This window comes from Labrys sp. 22185 (assembly GCF_052045555.1).
GTDB lineage: Bacteria > Pseudomonadota > Alphaproteobacteria > Rhizobiales > Labraceae > Labrys > Labrys neptuniae.
Genome location: NZ_JBQEPH010000005.1, coordinates 354,869 through 373,307 on the forward strand (window position 1 = coordinate 354,869; position 18,439 = coordinate 373,307).

Consider the following 18,439-nt stretch of genomic DNA (forward strand, 5'->3'; position numbering starts at 1 on the left):
CGCACGCTATGGGAGAGCCGGTAAAGCCGCTTGCGGGCTATCCGAGCACCAGCGCATGGCATCAATGCCGCGAGAGGCGTCTGGCATTGGCCCGGACCCGCCGCTGGGCCGGCCGGGCTGCCGCGACGGCGACGGAGATCAGGCCGGAGGCCAGATCATGCGCATCGGCTTTGCCGAAGACGGCACGCAGGCCCAGTTGAGCCATTTCGTCGGTTGCCGCAACCGCTCCCTCCGCAAGCGCCTCGAATTTCTCGGTCACCATGCGGCTGGCTTCGATCAGATTGTCTGGATGGGGCCAGAATGGCAGCGTCGCCAGTATGGGCATACGATGGCCGATGGTTACGGCACTGGCTTGGCTGGTTTCGAAGGCCGAAGACATGGCCCGAATGAACATCACCTGGAATGAGAGCATGCAGCCTCCGATTCCCGGTCAGTTTGGGCCGATATGTCGCCGAGGGCAAGCACGATGGTTGCGGGCCATCGCTGCGCGAGGGCGATCGAGGCTTCTCGTCGCGTGGCCTGTGCTATCCCAGCCGCCGCCAGGGCTTGAGCTTGTCGGGCTTCGTTCCGTCGCCGCCGGTCGGCTGATAGCGCGTGTGCGAGATCGGCACCTTGCCGGCTTCCAGCGCGGCGATCGTCGGCGCGTTGCTGATGTCGAGAGCGTCGAAACCGCAGCGGATCATATAGGCGATACGGTCGAACAGGATGTCGCCGACGGCCCTGAGCTCACCGGCGAAGCCGTAGCGTTCCCGGGCAATGCGCGCCAGCGAGAAGGCGCGGCCGTCGCCGAATTTGGGGAAGGCGAGGGCCAGCAGCGGCAGGCTCGGCAGCGCGTCGGCCAGCAGCTCGATATCGTCGGCCGGCTGCAGCACCACCCCGACCGGTGCATTGCGGGCGGCGAGACTGTCCTTCTCGGCCAGGAAGCGTTTCAGCGAGACGATGACAGCACCGTCCGGCAGCGTGTCCTCGTCGCCGGCCAGCTTGTAGATGTCAGCCTCGAAACGGCCATTCTTCCAGAGGGGCACAGGTCTCTCCTAGATCCCTGCGCAAAGCGCAGGCTTTTCAACAGTGTGGAAGTTGTCTCTTAGATACCACTTCCGGCCTTTTCAGGCGAAACATGAATGCCGCATTCGACCTTGGACTTGCCGCGCCAGCGGCCGGCCCGGGCATCCTCGCCCTCGGCGACGCGGCTGGTGCAAGGCATGCAGCCGATCGAGGGATAGCCGTCCGCCACCAGGGGATGCGGCGGCAAATCGTGGCGTTCGAGATAATCTGCCACATCCTTGGAGGTCCAGTCCGCCAGCGGATTGACCTTGATGCGCCCGGCATCGGCCTCGAAATATTGCAGGGCTGTACGGGTCGAAGCCTGATGGCGCTTGCGACCGGTGATCCAGGCCGAGAAGGGCTCCAGCGCAGTGTCGAGCGGGTCGACCTTGCGGATCCAGCAGCACATGTCCGGATTGCTGTAGGCAAGCAGCCGGTCCGGGTCCTCCTGTTGTACCAGCACCTGGCGCGGCGAGGCTGTACGCAGATCGGTAAGGCCGAGCCGGCGGGCGAGTTCGTTGCGATAGAGCAGGGTCTGGCTGAACAGCCGGCCGGTGTCGAGGAAGATCACCGGCGTGGCACGGTCGATTTCCGCCACCATGTGGAGGAGGGCGGCCGACTCGGCACCGAAGCTGGAGACCAGGGCAATGCCGCCCTTGTAGAGCGACAGTGCCGCGCGCAGCACCGTCTGTGCATCGGCATTGTGATACTGCGCCGCCAAAGCGAGCGCCTGTGCTTCCGGATCGATAGCCGGGCTGGCCAAACCGACGTTCACGGGAGCGGCCGAAAAATCAAGCACGCTGTCCATAGAGTGCCTCCTTGAAGGGCGGCAGGCCGACACGGCGTACCGCCTCCAGGAATGTTTCCTGTGGGGAGAGACGCAGGCCCAGATAGGTGTCGACCACCTTCTCGACCGCGTCGACGATGGCCTCGCTGCCGAAGCCGGGGCCGACCAGTTCACCGATCGAACAATCCTCGCGGGCCGAGCCGCCCAATGTGATCTGGTAGTTTTCCACGCCCTTGCGGTCGACGCCGAGAATGCCGATCGCCGCGACGTGATGATGACCGCAGGCATTGATGCAGCCGGAGATCTTGATCGGCAGGCTGCCGATCTCCGCCTGGCGTGCGGGCGAGCCGAAGCGCTCGGACAGGCCCTGCGCGATCGGAATGGCGCGGGCATTGGCGAGCGAACAGTAGTCCAGGCCCGGGCAGGCGATGATGTCGGTGATCAGTCCTTCATTAGCGGTGGCGAGGCCCGCTTCCTGCAGCACCGCGAACAGCGCCGGCAGGTCATCGAGCTTCACATGCGGCAGCACGAGGTTCTGCAGGTGGCTGATGCGGATCTCGCCCAGCGAATAGCGATCGGCGAGATCGGCCACCAGGTCCATCTGGTCGGAGGAGGCGTCGCCTGGAATGCCGCCGATCGGCTTCAGCGAGATGGTGGCGATGCCATAGCCCGGCTGCTTGTGGGCATGCACGTTTACCGACACCCAATGGGCGAAGTCGGCATTGCCGGCCTTTGCCTTGTCGAAGACCGGCGTCTCACCGATCGTCTCGAACGGGCCTGCGAGGAAATATTGCTGCATCGCCGCCACCGAATCCGGCGTCAGCTTGAGCGCGCCGTCACGGATACGGTCGAACTCGGCTTCCACTTCCTCGCGGATCGGATCGAGGCCCTTCTCATGCACCAGGATCTTGATGCGCGCCTTGTACTTGTTGTCGCGGCGTCCCTCGAGATTGTACACGCGCATGATCGCCTCGGTGTAGGTGAGGAGATCTGCTTCAGGCAGGAAATCGCGCAAGGCCTTGCCGACCATGGGGGTGCGGCCCTGGCCACCGCCGACGAACACACGGAAGCCGATCTCGCCGGCCTCGTTGCGCACGATCTGGTAGCCGATGTCGTGGACCTTGACCGCGGCACGGTCTTCCTCGGCGCCGGTGATGGCGACCTTGAACTTGCGCGGCAGATAGGACAGCTCCGGATGGGCCGTCGACCACTGGCGCATGATTTCGGCATAGACGCGCGGATCGGCGACCTCGTCGGCAGCGGCGCCGGCGAAATGGTCGGCCGTGACGTTGCGCATGCAATTGCCGGAAGTCTGGATGGCATGCATCTCGACGTCAGCCAGGGCCTGCAGCACGTCCGGCACGTCCTTGAGGGCGATCCAGTTGAACTGCAGGTTCTGGCGGGTGGTGAAATGGCCGTAATGACGGTCCCAGCGGCGGCCGATGGTCGCGAGCGTGCGCAACTGCTTAGAGGAGAGCGTGCCATAGGGCACGGCAATCCGCAGCATATAGGCATGCAGCTGGAGATAGACACCGTTCATCAGCCGAAGGGATTTGAACTCCTCTTCGGTGATGTCGCCCTTGATGCGGCGCTGCACCTGGTCGCGAAACTCGGCGACGCGCGCATTCACGAAGGCGTGGTCGAACTCGTCATAACGGTAGAGGGCACCCATTATTCGGCAGCCTCGGCGAGTTCGGTCTTGGGCAGGTAGGCGATGGTCGGGCCCAGCGCCCGGATGGCCTCGCGCAGCTTGGCGGGACGGGGCTTCTCGCCGCTGACGTCGAGCTCGACGGCATAGATCTCGACCACGTCCTGCTCATTGGCAGCGGCGGTGACGCTGGCAAGGATCGCATTGGCGGTGGCCTGATCGGGTTCGATGGCGCTGTCGGCCACGTCGAGCGACCAGTTGCCGTTGGGGGTACGGAACACCACACGCCCATCCTTAAGGCGGTTGGCTGTGATAGCGAGCGGCATGACGAAAAACCCCTGATTGGAATTCGTCCACGATATCGGTTTTCGCGCGCAATTTGTCAAATAGATTTCAATACATACAAATAATGTAATTAGAACTCGTTATGAAAATTCGATATATTGATCAATGTGATGGCTAAAAAGGCATGCATCCTGGGCAACGCTGATCGGCGGTCATGCAACCTTGCGACGATAGGAATAACGGCTGATTTCTGTAGAAAAGGCAAGTGAGCGGTAGAGAGATCGGCCGGCATCGTTGCCGGCCACCACGGGCAGGCAGGCCCCTTTCGCACCCTGATCGTCGCGAGCCCAGGCGAGCAGGGCGCTGACGGCATTGTGGGCATGGCCCTGGCGCCGGAAGGTGGGATCCGTCGCCACCGCGTTGATACAGACGATACCGTCATGCACAGCGCCGAAGGCCAGCGCCGCGGGGCTGCCGTCACTGGCCGGCGACATGGCATATCCGGTCGGCAAGGCGACCGCGCCGAACAGGGCGCGGGCATGGGCGGCGGTCGCAGCGGAGAATTTCTGAAGGCGGGCATGAGCCCCGAACCAGGCATCGTCGAGGTTGGGCCGCACGAAGGCCGCACCGCGCTCGCCTTGGGACGGCGCAGCATCGAGGTCGCGGTAGAGCACGCAGGTCTCGTCCTCGCCCGGGCCGTATCCGGCCTCGTCCAAGGCGCTGCCGATATCCTGCGATGAGACACTCGACAGGCGAAAAATGGTCGGCAGGCCGTGATGACTGTAAAATGCTTCAGCCGAACGTATCTGCTCGCTTGGCTGCCGCGTGCCGGGCCAGAGCAGGCTGATGGAGTTGGCCCGCCTGGTATGCCCATGCGAGAAGCGCAGCAGCCAGCCGTCTAGCCATATCGTCTTCAGGGCCGGCCAGCCGTTCAGGCACGCCTCTTCAACGCGCCGGGCGAGAACGTCCTCGTTGTCTGCCATGCTTACACTCTACCTGTCTGCCGAGCCCTGCCAACCCGCCATGTAGACCGCCGGCGAGGCGTTTGTCTTCAGGCTCGGCTACTCATCCTTTTGTAGCCCAGGCTTGACCGGTTGGTCGACTTGAGCTTTGCGGCTGGCTGCCTCTACAAGGCTGGCTATCCTGGCACGTGTCGTCGGTAATGGACTGTCGAAAAGCCATTCCCTACGACACGTGCCGATGGCGCCCCGCGGCGCCCATGGTGTCTTGCGAGAGGGCGGGTTCGCCGATTATCGCGAGACGCCCTGGCCAATCCGGTGGATTGGCTTGGAAACAAGGAACTGGGGCAGATGAGCGTTCAGTCGCGAACGCGCTTTGCTCCAGTGCATTGACGTTTATCGGAGCTTGCCATGTTGCGTCTGGATCCCCGCCATACCGCCCTCGTGATGATCGATCTGCAGAATTGGATCGTCGGCCGGCCGGTGGCACCGCATTCGGGCGGGGATGTCATCGAGCGATCTTTGCGCATCGGCAAGGCGCTGCGCAAAGCGGGCGGCACGGTCATCCTGGTGCGTGTGGCTTTTTCCGATGGCTATGGGGACGTGGTGAAAGTTCCCGTGGATGCGCCCTTGATCCTCCCCGAGGACAAGATGCCTCCCGAGGCAGTTGCCTTCGACGCGAGGATCAACCCGTCCAAGGCCGATGTGGTGATCACCAAGCGCCAGTGGAGCGCCTTTCACGGCACGGAACTGGATCTGCAATTGCGCCGCCGTGGCATCGATACCGTCATCATCAGCGGTATCGCCACCAATTTCGGCGTCGAGGCGACGGCACGCGATGCCTTTGCCAATAACTATGCCGCGATCGTGGCCGAGGATGCCACCAGCAGCATGACGGCGGAGATGCATCGCTTCTCGATCGACCACGTCCTGCCGCGCGTTGCCCGCATCCGGTCGAGTGCGGTGATCATCGACGCCCTCAAGGAAGCCATGAAGGATTGAGTGGTCAGGTAGTCTGGTTGCGGCGCCGCACTCTGGCCGGTCAAAGTTCTCGCGCACCGGCAAGGCGCGACGTCAGCTCGACCGCCAGACGATCGGCCGCCTCCGGATCGGTGACATCCATCAAGGGAATGTCGTGCCGAATCGCAGCTTCGATGAAGGCCTCGTTTTCGCGGACGGATCGCTCCGCAAATTTGTCGATGGCGGTTTTCAGCCGGCCGTCCCGTCGAGAATAGTGGCTTTCTCGGGCAATGCGCTCCCGCAGAACTTGCGGCTCGACGTGAAGACAGACAGCCACGGCCTCGCCGATTCCCCAGTCGGGAACATACTCCGGCCGGAGGGCAGCGCCTTCAAGGATGAAGCCGCTGCCTGCCTCGCACAGCGCCTTTATCCTGCCCTGAATGATCGGCCGCATATTCTCGTGGTGGACCCGGAGAAACCAGTGAATGGCATCGTCCGTCAGGCGGAGATAGAACTCCGTGACCGGCTCGGGCACACCCGTCCAGGGCCGACCCGGATGGCGTCCCAACTGGTCGGTCGAGACCACGGGCCAGCCGGCGGCGCGGCCGATGCGAGCGGCACAGGTCGATTTGCCGACATGCGAGGTGCCGAGCAGAAGCAAGGCGGACGGTCTTGTCGTCATGGATCCGCTGTCACGTTTGATGGAGGCGATATCTTTATCTCGGGTCCGGCTGTCCTGCCTCCCTCGATATCGAGAAGTGACGGGCGGCCGAACTGCTCGACGATAAAATCCAGGAAAACCCGGACCTTGGGCACGAGATGGCGCTTGGAGGGATAGATGGCGAAGATTGCCGTTTCCACCCCGGACCAGTCCGCCAGCGCCTGCTGCAGGCGGCCGGTGCGCAGGTCTTCCTCCACATAGGTGCGGGGAATGAGACTGAGGCCGAAGCCGGCCAGCAGCGCCTCGCGCACCGCCACGCTCGATGTCACCTTGTAGCGCCCCTTGATCGGCACGCCGACGATTTCCTCATTCTTGGCGAAGCTCCAATGATTGACGTGGCCCGATAGGCTGAATTGCACGCAATTGTGCTGGCGCAGATCGTCCGGCACCGACGGCAGGCCCGCTCGCGCGAAATAGGAGGGGGACGCGCAGATGATATGGGGAACGGCCATCAGCTTGCGGGCGACTAGGCTGGAATCCTCCAGCACGTCGCTGCCGCGAATGGCGACGTCATAGCCTTCCCTGATGATGTCGATGCGGCGGTCGTCCAGGTTGAGATCCAGCGACAGGCCGGGATTGGCCTCGAGGAAGGCGGGCAGGGCCGGCGTGAGATGCCGAAGAGCCATGGTCATGGGAGCACTGACACGCAGGAGGCCGGTCGGTGCCAGCATGAGCGCGCCGATGGAGGCGCCGGCATCGTCGATATCGTCGAGAATCTGGCGCACCCGCTCGTAATAGAGCGAACCTGCCTCGGTGAGGCTCATGCGGCGGGTGGTGCGGTTGAACAGGCGCGCCGAAAGCTGGGCCTCGAGCTCGCCGATATTCTTGCTGATGGCTGCCGGCGACAGGCCGAGGGCACGAGCCGCCTCGGCAAAGCTGCCGCGCTCGACCGCCTGGCGAAAAGCCTTGAAAGCCGTCAGCTGATCCATCTATTGAACACTGTTGGTAGTTAATATCGTAATCTCATGGCATATTATCACGTGATGGTGAGCATATAAATTCACTGCATCGATCGCCGCATGCGATCCCCATTCCGCGATGCAGGTACGCCATGACCTTTCTTGCCAGGATCCCCGTTGCCGAGGCCTCGCTGATCGAGGCTCATTGGAAATCCACCATCGAAAGCCGGGTTTCGGCCAATCATTTCGATCCTTCGCATGTCCTGTCGGACGCCGAAATCGGTGAATTGGTGCGGCTGGCGACTCTGGCGCCCTCTGCCTACAATCTGCAGAACTGGCGCTTCATCGCGGTACGCGAGAGGCCAGCCAAGGAACGCCTGCGCGCAGCCGCCTATGGCCAGGCCAAGGTGAGCGAGGCGGCCGTCACCTTCATCGTCTGCGGCACATTGGCGGGGAGCGTCGATCTCGGCGCAAGGCTGCGTCCGTCGGTCGAGGCGGGTCTGATGCCTGCTGCCATGGCGGAGGGCTGGGTGGAGGCCGTCCGCCAGCAGTTCACCGGCAACGCCCAGGCCGAACGTGACGAGGCGATCCGTTCCGCCAGCCTGGCAGCGGCCATGCTGATCCTGGCCGCTTCGGCTTCCGGTCTCGCCTCGGGGCCGATGACGGGTTTCGATGCCGAGGCGGTCAGGGCGGCGTTCGGCCTCCAGCCGGACGAGATTCCGGTGATGCTGGTTGCCATCGGCCGGGCCGCTGACGGCAACGGGCCACAGAAGCCGAGGCGTCCCCTGGAAGAAGTGATGGTGCTGTCGTGAGCAATCTCAGCCAGGCCTCCTCGGGCGGCATCATGGGCTATGGCCGTTCTTTCGACGTGCTGCTCACGGCCATCGCGCCAACTGTGTGGGGCAGTACCTATATCGTCACCACGCAGCTTCTGCCTCAGGGCTATCCCATTACCGTGGCGATGCTGAGGGCGCTTCCCGCTGGCCTGCTGCTGATGATGCTGGTCCGGCAATTGCCGGCAGGGCATTGGTGGTGGCGGGTCGTGGTCCTGGGTGCCCTGAATATCGCCTTCTTCCTGACCATGCTGTTCATCGCGGCCTATCGCCTGCCGGGCGGTGTGGCAGCGACCATCGGCGCCATCCAGCCCCTGATCGTGATTTTTCTGACACGCGCCGTGCTGGGCACGCCGGTGCGCTTGGCAGCGATCGCGGCAGCCCTGGCCGGTCTTGCCGGGGTCGCCTTGCTGCTCATCGCGCCCAGGAGCGTGGTGCTGGATCCTATCGGCATCGTTGCGGGCCTGGCCGGAGCGGTCTCCCTGGCGCTGGGCACGGTGATGAGCCGGCGCTGGCAACCGCCTGTCTCGACCCTGACCTTCACCGCCTGGCAGCTCACGGCGGGAGGCATCCTGCTGATACCGGTGGCGTTGTGGCTCGAGCCGCCTCTGCCGGCGCTCGGCCTGCAGAACGTGGCGGGCTTTGCCTATCTCACCCTGATCGGCGCGGCGCTGACTTACATGCTCTGGTTTCGCGGCATCGCCCGGCTCGGACCTTCGGCCGTGGCTTCCCTGAGCTTCCTCAGCCCGCTGACGGCCGTGGTGCTGGGCTGGGGCCTGCTCGGCCAGTCACTCACCCTGCTGCAACTTTTCGGCATGGCCGTGGTGGTTGGCAGCGTTTGGCTGAGCCAGATGGTCCAGGCCGGACCTGCGAGGACATGACGGAGTAGCCCTTGCAGTATACGGATGTATTCAGTAGCGAAATGGCGGCCGGTGGCCGCCATTTGCCGTCTGCAGATCCGTTGGCGCGACGCGCCGATCAGGCCGGCACGGGCGCATCCTCGCGCAGCAGGCCTTCGCTCTTGAGGTCGTCCCAGAGCGCCGCGGGGATCTTGGCGCCCATGATCTCGGCGTTGCGGGTGACTTCCTGGGGCGACTGGCCGCCGGGGATGACGGAAACCACCTGGGGATGGCCGAGCGGGAATTTCAGCGCGGCCTCGACCAGCTTGACGTGATGGGCAGCGCAGACCTGCTCGATTCGGGCGACCCGGTCGAGGATCGCGGGCGGCGCCGGATCGTAATTGTAGAAGGCGCCCGGGCGCGGGCCCGTTGCCAGGATGCCGGAATTATAGGGGCCACCGAGCACGATGCCGATCTTCTTCTCCACGCAATAGGGCAGGAAGCTGGTGAGGGCATCCTGTTCGAGCAGGGTATAGCGGCCGGCGAGCAGGAAGACGTCGAAATCGCCGGCGCGAGCCAGGGTCTCGGCCACCTGCCATTCGTTGATGCCGGCGCCGATCGCCTTGACCGTACCTTCGCTGCGCAACTGCTCGAGCGCGCGATAGCCGCCCTCCATCAGCTCCTTGATGCGCTGGTCGGAAGCTTCCTTCGAGCCGTGGGTGAAGATGTCGACGTCGTGGGCAAGCAGCACGTCGATGGTGTCGATGCCGAGGCGCTCGAGCGAGAATTCCACCGAACGCATCACCCCATCATAGGAATAGTCGTAGATCTGCTGGCGCGAAGGCGTGTCGAAGAATTTGCCGATGCCGGTGCGCTGATCCGGCGGCACAACCTTGAGCAGGCGTCCGATCTTGGTGGAGAGGACATAGTCCTCGCGCTTGCGCCGGCGCAGCAGGGGATTGAGCCGCGTTTCGGCGAGGCCGAGGCCGTAGAGCGGCGCGGTGTCGAAATAGCGGATGCCGGCATCCCAGGCGGCATTGACGGTTAGCGCGGCGACGTCCTCGTCGAGGGCCCGGTAGAGATTGCCGAGCGGAGCGGTGCCGAAGCCCAGCTCGGTGAAAGGGATCACCGCGCCGGAACGGCTGGTATGCTTGCGGATGGCGAATTTGCTGTCGGGCGATTTACTTGTCATGGCCTCTCTCTTCACAGATCTTCGAACAGGGTGGGATTTTCAGCGGCAAAGGCCACCAGTTCCGTGATGACGGAATCGAGATGCGCCTCCATGGCGCTGGCCGCGGCATCGGCGTCACCGGCACGCAGGGCCGTGACGATGGCCTGGTGGTCGACCAAAGTAAGGGCTATGTGCCGGGGCGAGGAGAGCAGGCGGCGGACGCGATCGAGATTGGCGCGGGCCGCCTCGACGGCTGCCTTGACGCGGGCAAAGCCGAGCGCGTCGAGCAGAGTGAGGTGAAATTCGAGGTCGAGCAGATGGAAGCCGCGGCGGTCACCGGCCTCGGCAGCCGCCTGCTGGTAGCGCAGATTGCGTTCGAGGCTTTGGAGCAGCGCATCTTTGTCATTCCCGGCGAGCGGGGCACGAGCTTTGCTCGTGGCCGCGAGGGCAGGGGATCCAAGGGCGCAGGTGATCTCTTTTGGCCCCTGGATCCCCTTCCGGAGGCCTTCGGCTTCGCCGGGGATGACATGACCCACAGGCGTTGCCCGATACCCCAGCGCGAGCGTACGCACTGCCTGCGACTCCAGCGCGCGGCGGATGAACATGCTCTGGCGCACTTCGGCGAGGCGGATACGCGAGACTCGGGTGCCGCGCTGCGGCAGGATCTCCACCAGTCCCTCGCTTTGCAGGCGGGCCAAGGCTTCGGAGACCGGAAAACGCGACACGCCAAGCCTTTCGCAGATGGCAAGCTTGTCGATGTCTTCCCCCGGCGCGAGTTCGAAGCCGATGATGGCTTCCCGCAGAACCGCCAGCACGCGTTCCGTCGTGCCGCCGCGGCCCGTAAGGCCGAGTGGCTCGAGGAAGGCATAAGAGGCTTTGACGGCAACGTCTGGCATGCTAACATGTTAGCAATGCCCATTGGCTTTGCCTAGAGCAAAGCGCGGTTTCTCCGAACCGCACTTTTTCTCTAGCTCTTTGTTTCGACGCGTCTTTGCGATTCTGGGTGACTCCGTCAAATCGCAAAACGCTACAGCTCCTTTCAACTGGATGTCGTCATGCAGATCGTTCCCGAAACCGCCCGGACCTTGCGCCTCAATGCCAAGGACAATGTGCTCGTCGCCATCGATGTGATCGAGCCCGGAGCCGTGGTGGAGAACGTCGCGGCGCTGCAGCGCGTGCCCAAGGGGCACAAGATCGCCGTCGCGCCGATCGGCGAGGGCGAGCCGATCGTCAAATTCGGCCAGATCATCGGCTTCGCCTCGCAGGCGATTGTGCCGGGCTCCCATGTCCATTCGCATAATTGCGAGTTCCATGCCTTCGAACGTGACTATGCCTTCGCCGAGGATGCCCGGCAGGAAGCGATCCTGCCGCTCGATCAGCAGGCGACCTTCCAGGGCTATCGCCGCCCCAACGGCAAGGCCGGCACGCGCAATTATGTCGCCATCCTCACCAGCGTGAACTGCTCGGCCTCGGTGGCACGCTTCATGGCGGATGCCTTCAACCAGTCCGGCATCCTGGCCGACTATCCCAACATCGACGGCGTAGTGCCCTTCGTACACGGAACCGGCTGCGGCATGGCCGACAAGGGCGAGGGCTTCGAGATCATGAAGCGCACGCAATGGGGCTATGCCTCCAACCCCAACATCGCTGCCGTGCTGCTGGTGGGCCTGGGCTGCGAAGTCTTCCAGATCGGCCGCATGAAGAGCGAATACTGCATCGTCGAGGGCGATCATTTCCAGACCATGACGATCCAGGACACCGGGGGCACCCGCAAGACGATCGAGCAGGGCATGGAGCGCATCAAGGCGATGCTGCCGCTCGCCAACCAGGCCAGGCGCGAGACGATCCCGGCCTCCGAACTGATCCTGGCGCTGCAATGCGGCGGCTCGGACGGCTATTCTGGCATTTCCGCCAATCCCGCCCTCGGCGCTGCCGCCGACCGCCTAGTGCATCACGGCGGCACGGCCATCCTGTCCGAAACGCCGGAAATCTATGGCGCCGAGCACCTGCTCACCCGCCGCGCCGCCAGCCGCGAAGTCGGCGAGAAGCTGGTCGAACGCATCAAGTGGTGGGAAGAGTATACGGCCAAGAACAACGGCTCGATGGACAACAACCCGTCCCCCGGCAACAAGGCCGGCGGCCTGACCACCATTCTGGAAAAGTCGCTTGGCGCCGCAGCCAAGGGCGGCACGACGACACTGACGGCCGTCTATGAATATGCCGAGCCGGTAAAGGAGAAGGGCTTCGTCTTCATGGACACGCCCGGCTATGATCCGGTGTCTGCCACCGGGCAGGTTGCGGGTGGCGCCAATGTCTTGTGCTTCACCACCGGCCGCGGCTCGGCCTATGGCTGCAAGCCGACGCCGTCGATCAAGCTCGCCACCAATTCCGACATCTATCGCCGCATGCAGGACGACATGGACATCAATTGCGGCGATGTGCTGGAGGGCATCTCGATCGAGGAGAAGGGCAAGGAGATCTTCGACAAGATCCTGGCCGTCGCCTCGGGCGAAAAGTCGAAGTCGGAAGAACTCGGCTACGGCTCCAACGAGTTCGTGCCTTGGCAGGTCGGCGCGACGATGTGATTTCCGGATCGGGCGGGATTGCACGTGGCTTGTCATTGCCGGGCTCGACCCGGCAATCCAGTGCCTCAGGCTTGCATCTGGTAGCCTCTGGATACCCGGGCCAAGCCCGGGTTTTTACTGAAGCCGACAATCGGGACGAGGCCGCGTCGGTCGCGGGTTTGTAGCTGGGTTTGCCGGCACGTCCGATCCATTCCAGGATGGTGGCAAGATCGCCCTGCAAAGTCACGTGGCATTCGCCGCGCCCCTTGCCGGGCGTGATGACGATGCGGTCGATGACCTCGCGAATTGCGCCGGCTGCTTCGCGAGCATCATCGGGATGGGATAGGGCCTCGGTCAGCCGCTCGATCCGACGTCGGTAGGCTTCGGAGACGTTCGGAAGAACGTCAGGCGTATCTGCCGGGACTTGGGTGAGAGCGGCCGTCAGGGCGTCCTGCCGGCTCTCGAGCTCGGTCAGGCGCTCGGACAGGGCCTTGTGCCAGCCGCCTTGCTCGATGACACGCACGATCTCACGGATGGCCTTCTCGATGTCAGCAAGCTCACGGTGGGTCGACTCCGCCGAGTCTCGGCGCTGGCGGTTGAGCCGGTTGGTTTCTTCGGCGTATGCACGCATGGCCTCGGCTGCGATCCCAGGCGTCATCATGCGCTCGCGCAGGCCGGTCAGCACGCGCGTTTCCAGGGCTTTGCGGTCCACGCTGCGGGGATTGTCGCAGCCATTGCCAAGCACGTGATTTGTGCAGGCATAGCGATCCCCTCCGCGTCGGCCATAGGAGCCACCACACTTACCGCAGAACAACAGACCGGAAAGCAGCGTACGCGGGCGATGCGTGGCGTTGAGGCCTCCATTCTTCGCCAACATCCGTTGCGTGCCGGCTCGGCTTGCTTCGATCTGGTTGCGATAGAGCAAGGTCAAGTCGTCTTGCCGGGCCTTGGCGGCATCCCATAGCTCCTGCGGCACGATGCGAAGCTCGGGAGCCTCAGAGCGGATCCACTCACTTTGCGGATTGAGCCGGCAGGCAGAGCGGCCCGTATCGGGGTTCTTGAGCTTACGCTGCCGGTTCCAGCGAATGATGCCGATATAGAGTTCACAATTGAGGATGCCGGAACTGATGACCCGGTTGCCCCGGACGGTGGTGTCGGACCAACGCTTGCCAGTCGGGCCGGAAATGCCCTCCCGGTTCAAATCGGCTGCGATGCGTTGCGGTCCCTTGCCGGCGACATATTCGCTGAAGATGCGCCGCACGATCTCGGCCTGTTCTTCATTGATGGCACGCTCGCCCCTGATCGGCTCGCCGTGGGTGTCGAGTTGACGGACGATACGATAGCCATAGGCATTGCCGCCGCCGATCTTGCCGGCCTCGACCCGGCCCCTTATGCCGCGATGGGTCTTGATGGCGAGATCCTTGAGGAACAGGGCGTTCATGGTGCCCTTGAGGCCGACATGAAGCTCGTTGATCTCGCCTTCTGACAAGGTGAAGATGGTGACACCCGCAAAGCGCAGGCGCTTGAAGATGCCGGCCACATCCTCCTGATCGCGGCTGAGGCGGTCCAACGCCTCGGACAGCACCATGTCGAAACGACCGGCCTGGGCATCGGCCAGAAGCGCCTGGATGCCGGAACGGATGAGGGATGCTCCGGAGATGGCCCGGTCGGAATAGGTTTCCACGATGGTCCAGCCCTCGCGGGCGGCGCGTTCGCGGCACTGGCGCAACTGGTCTTCGATGGAGGCGTCCCGCTGGTTGTCGGAGGAATAGCGGGCATAGAGCGCGACACGCGTCACGGGACGGGCGGTCATGGGCGATCCTTTCACTCCTTATCGGCCCCGTCCTCCGTTTCCTCGGACACGATGGGCCGGTTGTCGTTTGCGGCGGTGCGTGCCGCAAAATCCTCTCGCGCCATGCGGCGGCCGATGATGCCGGCCAGCGTCAGGGCGACTTTATCGATCCTGCGCCATGTCTCGGCGTTTGGCTCCTCGTGAGAGCCGTTATCATCGTTGGCCAGTGTGAAGCGCTCTGGCCTCGCTTCGGTGTCGTCTCCCATGCCGCTGCGCGTCCTCGATTGAGCCCAAACAGGCATGAAGCGGGACAGAATTCGGGCGGTGAAGGCGCAAATCCTTCTTGTGCGCTGATGGCGCAGAATCGGCGGCACATAGGCGGGTCGTCAATCCCAAAACCGAACCTCGCCCATCTTTCCTACCCTTTCCCTTGGATCGGCGAAGCAGGCTTCTGCCTGCTTTCCGGGGCCGCGTGAGCGGTGGGTTGGAAGGGGAAAACAGGCTTTGCGGGGAACCATCTGCACGGAACGCCCGCTTAAAGCGGGCGTGAAGGAAGGTGGGCGAAAGCCTGTTTTGGGGGAGAGAAGGGCGAAGTCCTCGGCCCCCACCAGAAATAGGAATGTTGCGCGAATGCGCTCACCATCCGGCCGTAGGCCGACTGCACGAAGGGATCGTCACACCCCACGGGGGCGGAAACCCGGCAACGGGTTGCGTAGAGCAGCGGCGAAAGCCACTGCGGCATAGAGCCTGGCCCGGAGGGCATGCCCGCACATTTTGGAATGTTGCGACAAACACATGCCACTCGGCGTTCATTCAGTTGAGGAGGGTCTCTTCAAACGCACGCCAACACCGCCTCCGTTCTCGGGAATGAATTCGATACCGGCATTCTCCATCGTGCTTCGCAGATTGCCTACGGTCTGGACCTTTAACTGATCGCCACGTTCGAAACGCACAATAGTCTGCGTCGAAACATGCGCTTCTCGTGCCAGATCAATCACCCCCCATCCGAGTGCTGTGCGGGCCATCTTGCATTGCAATGGGGTCATTCAATCACCATAAAATGGTGATTCTTATTGAACATCATAATCTCGAAGTATAAGGTTACGCTCGCAAAGCGGCTGGATACGTGCGGACACACGCATCCAGCCTGACCACAATCAAGCTGTATGGAGCTCGAGTCATGGCTGATTCTGAGATTAGCACGACTTTGCCTGTCGTCACCCGCAGGAAGATGCTGGCGGGCGCGGCCTTAGCCACGCTGGCGTGGCCATTACAAGCCAAAGCGCAGGACACGGAAAGGCAGTGCAGCCACAACAGCCCCGATCCGGCACTGCTGGCGTGGCAGGCGTGGAAAACCGAAGCGCTCAGGACCGAAGCGCTCTGCCACAAGCAGCAGATACTCGAGACGAAGCTGGTCCGAGAAATCGGCTTCCCCCGGACCACACTTCGCCTGCCGGGGAGCAGCGAGGCACTGGAATTCTTCTCGCCGGAAGACATCGAGGCCGTTTGTGGCTCAACCCCTGAGATGGCTGACCTGTGCGCGAAGGCCAAGACGGAGTTGGCCGCGCATCAAGCGCGTTGGGACGTGGTCGATGCGCAGATCGGCTACTCGGCCACCAAGCAGGCGGAGGTGGAAGCCGGCGAGCGCGAACAAGAGCTCATCGAGGCCTTGACCGCCACGCCAGCCACCTCGCTTGCCGGCGTCGCGGGCAAGCTCGATATGATCTTCCACGAGGGCGCAATCTGGGAGGACGACACCGAGTTTCCCCAGCCGCAGATCCGCTCGGCTCTCCGTGACCTGATCCGCATTGCTCATACCTTGCAACCGGACTTCTTCATGCCGGGCAGTGATCGTGAAAACGCACGCGCGCGCCGACCTGTTCTGGGCACATAGTCTGCCAGAGCGCGCGCATCGCCTTCACTGGGACTCTCCGCCATCCCCGCGGGGACGCCACGAAACGGGATCGGCAATCCAGCGACTGATCTCAGGTTCATGCCATCCCGCCCCGTTGATGCTGATCTTGATCTGGGGCGGGAACGTACCCTCGGCGATCTTACGATAGATCGTGGACCGGGAGAGTCCTGTCCGAGAAAGCACGGTTTTCAGGCGAATGATACGGTCTGGCTCGCGCATGGGCGGGCTGCCTCCTGCTGGCTGTTTCTGGCAGTTGTTGGGACCAGACAGGACGCGCGGTTGAGGAGGCGCAAGAGCATTTTCCGCCTCATCATACCATGGCGAAGAGACGGCGGTAGATCGGTTGGGTCAAATGCGACAGCGCTCTGCGTGGGTAGCGGCCGTTTTCGCCAACATTTTCGATATTCAGTAACAAGTCTCTTGCCTTCGCCATGTTTGACAGCTTACTGTCAAACATGGCGAAGGCAATGACAGGCTATAATGCCCATGCGGTTGATCGACTGATTGGCGAAACATTTCGCCTCTATGGTGCCATCGTGGCTGCAGGCGATGTCGTCTCCAAGCCATTCGGTCTTTCCAGCGCACGATGGCAAATCATGGGCGCCATCGAAGCAACCAACGGCGCCACAGTATCGGCCCTCGCACGGCAGGTGGGCGTCACCCGCCAGTCTGTTCAGCGCATCGTGACGGAGATGGTCGTTGAAGGATACTTCGAACTGGTCGAAAACCCTGGCGACCGGCGTGCCAGGATCGTCACTATGACCCAGGATGGGTGGCGCGCCTACGACGCCGTGACGGCCGCATGGAAGCCGGTGGCGGAGCGGATGGACCGGCGCTTCGGACCTGACACGCTGGCCGGCATTGCCAGCCGATTGATCGCATTACGTGACGATTTCCGGAGCGTTGCCGAAGCCGGAAGCCGAGCAGCGCCGCAGAAAAGGAGAACGCCAAATGAGCCGTGAACAGCGTGAGCGTATCAAAGCGGAACTCGGCCGCCCTCGCGTGGCCGCGTCGTCGGACCGGTCCATCGAGCAGATCCGGGCCGATTTCGCCGCCTTCATGGCAACAATGCACGTGCCGAAAGGCACGCATAGCCGTTCCACGACCCTGGGCACTCGTTCCGCCCTGCTGGTCGAGGCCGAACAGGGCGCGCAGCCTGGCACGATCCTCTATTTCCACGGGGGTTCCTGCCTGATGGGATCGCCCGAGACCGGGATGCCGCTTACCGCGAGCCTGGTCGTGCGGACCGGGATGCGGTCCTTCTCGCTCGATTATCGGCTGGCGCCCGAGCATCCCTTTCCGGCCGCTATCGAAGATTGCGTAGCGGCCTATAGAGGCCTTCTCGATCAGGGCGTTGCGCCGACGTCGATCGCCTTCGCGGGTGACTCTGCCGGCGGAGGGCTATGCGTCACCTCCTGTTTCAAGGCCCGGGCCGAGGGGCTGCCGCTGCCCGGCGCTATCGTGACGTTTTCAGCGGGCCTCGATTTCACCCGCACAGGGAAAAGCGCGGACACGAAGAACGGGATCGATCCTTTCTTTACTCGCGAAAGCTTCCGTGCCTCGGGAGGCCTGTATCTGTCTGGCGCAGACCCCGAGCAAGAATTGCTTTCGCCCGCCATTTTCGGTGATCTCAGAGGTTTTCCACCTTTGCTCTTGCAGGTCGGTACCAACGAGTTACTGCTTGATGACTCGACACGTCTCGCGGAGCGAGCGCGTGACGCGGAAGTCGATGTCATCCTCGATGTTACCGCCGACGTGCCGCATGTCTTTCAAGGCTATAATGGCCAGTTGGATGAAGCCGACCAGGCACTTGACCGTGCCGCGCTGTTTCTGACCCAGCACGTTGGCCGCACAGGACATAAAAATTCGACAGCAAGCTTGAGCAACGCGTGACCAAGCGGCCCGTCGCGGAATTTCTGATTTTTCAGGCAGGATGACGGCAAGTTGCAATCACTCGCCCCGTCCCGGCGCAAAACTCGGTCGCCAAAGCGCTCCATTTGGAGGAGACTTTCGCGGCAAGGT

20 protein-coding genes and 1 pseudogene are annotated in these 18,439 nt (G+C 63.1%); 7 read left to right on the top strand and 14 right to left on the bottom strand.

Annotation, left to right across the window (positions count from 1 at the left end):
• Positions 1–61: 61 nt before the first annotated feature.
• The 6 genes from ACTJKX_RS13480 to ACTJKX_RS13505 all read right to left on the bottom strand — a co-directional run bounded on the left by ACTJKX_RS13480 (position 62) and on the right by ACTJKX_RS13505 (position 4,747).
• Positions 62–412 (bottom strand): hypothetical protein, encoded by a 351-nt coding sequence (locus ACTJKX_RS13480; protein ID WP_311935319.1) that lies wholly within the window; start codon positions 410–412, stop codon positions 62–64.
• 112 nt (positions 413–524) lie between these two features.
• Positions 525–1,025 (bottom strand): DUF934 domain-containing protein, encoded by a 501-nt coding sequence (locus ACTJKX_RS13485; RefSeq protein WP_367623134.1) that lies wholly within the window; start codon positions 1,023–1,025, stop codon positions 525–527.
• 59 nt (positions 1,026–1,084) lie between these two features.
• A complete protein-coding gene (locus tag ACTJKX_RS13490; RefSeq protein WP_440725553.1) occupies positions 1,085–1,852 on the bottom strand; it encodes a phosphoadenylyl-sulfate reductase in 768 nt (255 codons plus the stop codon).
• Positions 1,836–3,503 carry a nitrite/sulfite reductase gene (locus ACTJKX_RS13495; protein WP_311935313.1) on the bottom strand — a complete coding sequence of 556 codons (1,668 nt, stop codon included), beginning with the start codon at positions 3,501–3,503 and terminating at the stop codon, positions 1,836–1,838. Before ACTJKX_RS13495 ends, ACTJKX_RS13490 begins: the two co-directional genes overlap by 17 nt.
• On the bottom strand, positions 3,503–3,805 hold the full coding sequence (locus tag ACTJKX_RS13500; protein ID WP_068289934.1) for a DUF2849 domain-containing protein: 303 nt from the start codon (positions 3,803–3,805) through the stop codon (positions 3,503–3,505). Before ACTJKX_RS13500 ends, ACTJKX_RS13495 begins: the two co-directional genes overlap by 1 nt.
• Before the next feature lie 171 nt (positions 3,806–3,976).
• Entirely contained in the window at positions 3,977–4,747 is a 771-nt protein-coding gene (locus ACTJKX_RS13505; protein ID WP_394308219.1) for a GNAT family N-acetyltransferase, read from the bottom strand.
• 387 nt (positions 4,748–5,134) lie between these two features.
• Here ACTJKX_RS13505 and ACTJKX_RS13510 point away from each other — a divergent pair, with 387 nt between their 5' ends.
• Entirely contained in the window at positions 5,135–5,725 is a 591-nt protein-coding gene (locus tag ACTJKX_RS13510) for a hydrolase (RefSeq protein WP_311935304.1), read from the top strand.
• Between the two features lie 40 nt (positions 5,726–5,765).
• On the opposite strand, the gene ACTJKX_RS13515 is transcribed toward ACTJKX_RS13510, so the two are convergent.
• Together ACTJKX_RS13515 and ACTJKX_RS13520 are read right to left on the bottom strand one after the other, a co-directional pair.
• A complete protein-coding gene (locus ACTJKX_RS13515; protein ID WP_367623131.1) occupies positions 5,766–6,365 on the bottom strand; it encodes a hypothetical protein in 600 nt (199 codons plus the stop codon).
• A complete protein-coding gene (locus ACTJKX_RS13520; protein WP_440725554.1) occupies positions 6,362–7,333 on the bottom strand; it encodes a LysR substrate-binding domain-containing protein in 972 nt (323 codons plus the stop codon). The genes ACTJKX_RS13515 and ACTJKX_RS13520 overlap by 4 nt, the downstream gene beginning before the upstream one ends.
• Positions 7,334–7,455: 122 nt before the next feature.
• Here ACTJKX_RS13520 and ACTJKX_RS13525 point away from each other — a divergent pair, with 122 nt between their 5' ends.
• Both ACTJKX_RS13525 and ACTJKX_RS13530 read left to right on the top strand, forming a co-directional pair.
• The gene (locus tag ACTJKX_RS13525; protein ID WP_440725555.1) at positions 7,456–8,115 is read left to right on the top strand and encodes a nitroreductase family protein; all 660 of its coding nucleotides are present in this window, start codon (positions 7,456–7,458) and stop codon (positions 8,113–8,115) included.
• A gap of 32 nt (positions 8,116–8,147) precedes the next feature.
• A complete protein-coding gene (locus ACTJKX_RS13530) occupies positions 8,148–9,017 on the top strand; it encodes an EamA family transporter (RefSeq protein WP_440725581.1) in 870 nt (289 codons plus the stop codon).
• Between the two features lie 97 nt (positions 9,018–9,114).
• On the opposite strand, the gene ACTJKX_RS13535 is transcribed toward ACTJKX_RS13530, so the two are convergent.
• Complete coding sequence (locus ACTJKX_RS13535; RefSeq protein WP_394308226.1) at positions 9,115–10,167, bottom strand: aldo/keto reductase; 1,053 nt, start codon at positions 10,165–10,167, stop codon at positions 9,115–9,117.
• An 11-nt stretch (positions 10,168–10,178) separates the two neighbouring features.
• Complete coding sequence (locus ACTJKX_RS13540; protein ID WP_440725556.1) at positions 10,179–11,042, bottom strand: GntR family transcriptional regulator; 864 nt, start codon at positions 11,040–11,042, stop codon at positions 10,179–10,181.
• Positions 11,043–11,201: 159 nt separating this feature from the next.
• Between ACTJKX_RS13540 and ACTJKX_RS13545 the strand changes: the two genes are divergently transcribed.
• Positions 11,202–12,731: a UxaA family hydrolase gene (locus tag ACTJKX_RS13545; protein ID WP_440725557.1), complete on the top strand. Its 1,530-nt coding sequence runs from the start codon at positions 11,202–11,204 to the stop codon at positions 12,729–12,731.
• A 661-nt stretch (positions 12,732–13,392) separates the two neighbouring features.
• Here the strand turns inward: ACTJKX_RS13545 and ACTJKX_RS13550 are convergent.
• The 3 genes and pseudogenes from ACTJKX_RS13550 to ACTJKX_RS13560 all read right to left on the bottom strand — a co-directional run.
• Positions 13,393–14,523, bottom strand: a pseudogene (locus tag ACTJKX_RS13550) (recombinase family protein); the annotation flags it as partial.
• 11 nt (positions 14,524–14,534) lie between these two features.
• Positions 14,535–14,768 (bottom strand): hypothetical protein, encoded by a 234-nt coding sequence (locus ACTJKX_RS13555; protein ID WP_440725558.1) that lies wholly within the window; start codon positions 14,766–14,768, stop codon positions 14,535–14,537.
• A gap of 543 nt (positions 14,769–15,311) precedes the next feature.
• Positions 15,312–15,548, bottom strand: coding sequence for a transcriptional regulator (locus ACTJKX_RS13560; RefSeq protein WP_440725559.1), 237 nt, complete (start codon positions 15,546–15,548; stop codon positions 15,312–15,314).
• A 134-nt stretch (positions 15,549–15,682) separates the two neighbouring features.
• On the opposite strand from ACTJKX_RS13560, the gene ACTJKX_RS13565 reads away from it, so the two are divergent.
• Positions 15,683–16,396, top strand: coding sequence for a hypothetical protein (locus tag ACTJKX_RS13565; RefSeq protein ID WP_440725560.1), 714 nt, complete (start codon positions 15,683–15,685; stop codon positions 16,394–16,396).
• A 24-nt stretch (positions 16,397–16,420) separates the two neighbouring features.
• Here ACTJKX_RS13565 and ACTJKX_RS13570 read toward each other — a convergent pair whose 3' ends face one another.
• The gene (locus ACTJKX_RS13570; RefSeq protein WP_394315595.1) at positions 16,421–16,636 is read right to left on the bottom strand and encodes a helix-turn-helix transcriptional regulator; all 216 of its coding nucleotides are present in this window, start codon (positions 16,634–16,636) and stop codon (positions 16,421–16,423) included.
• Positions 16,637–16,884: 248 nt separating this feature from the next.
• On the opposite strand from ACTJKX_RS13570, the gene ACTJKX_RS13575 reads away from it, so the two are divergent.
• Together ACTJKX_RS13575 and ACTJKX_RS13580 are read left to right on the top strand one after the other, a co-directional pair.
• Positions 16,885–17,379 (top strand): MarR family winged helix-turn-helix transcriptional regulator, encoded by a 495-nt coding sequence (locus ACTJKX_RS13575; protein WP_440725561.1) that lies wholly within the window; start codon positions 16,885–16,887, stop codon positions 17,377–17,379.
• Positions 17,369–18,310: an alpha/beta hydrolase gene (locus tag ACTJKX_RS13580; protein ID WP_440725562.1), complete on the top strand. Its 942-nt coding sequence runs from the start codon at positions 17,369–17,371 to the stop codon at positions 18,308–18,310. Before ACTJKX_RS13575 ends, ACTJKX_RS13580 begins: the two co-directional genes overlap by 11 nt.
• Positions 18,311–18,439 lie beyond the last annotated feature (129 nt).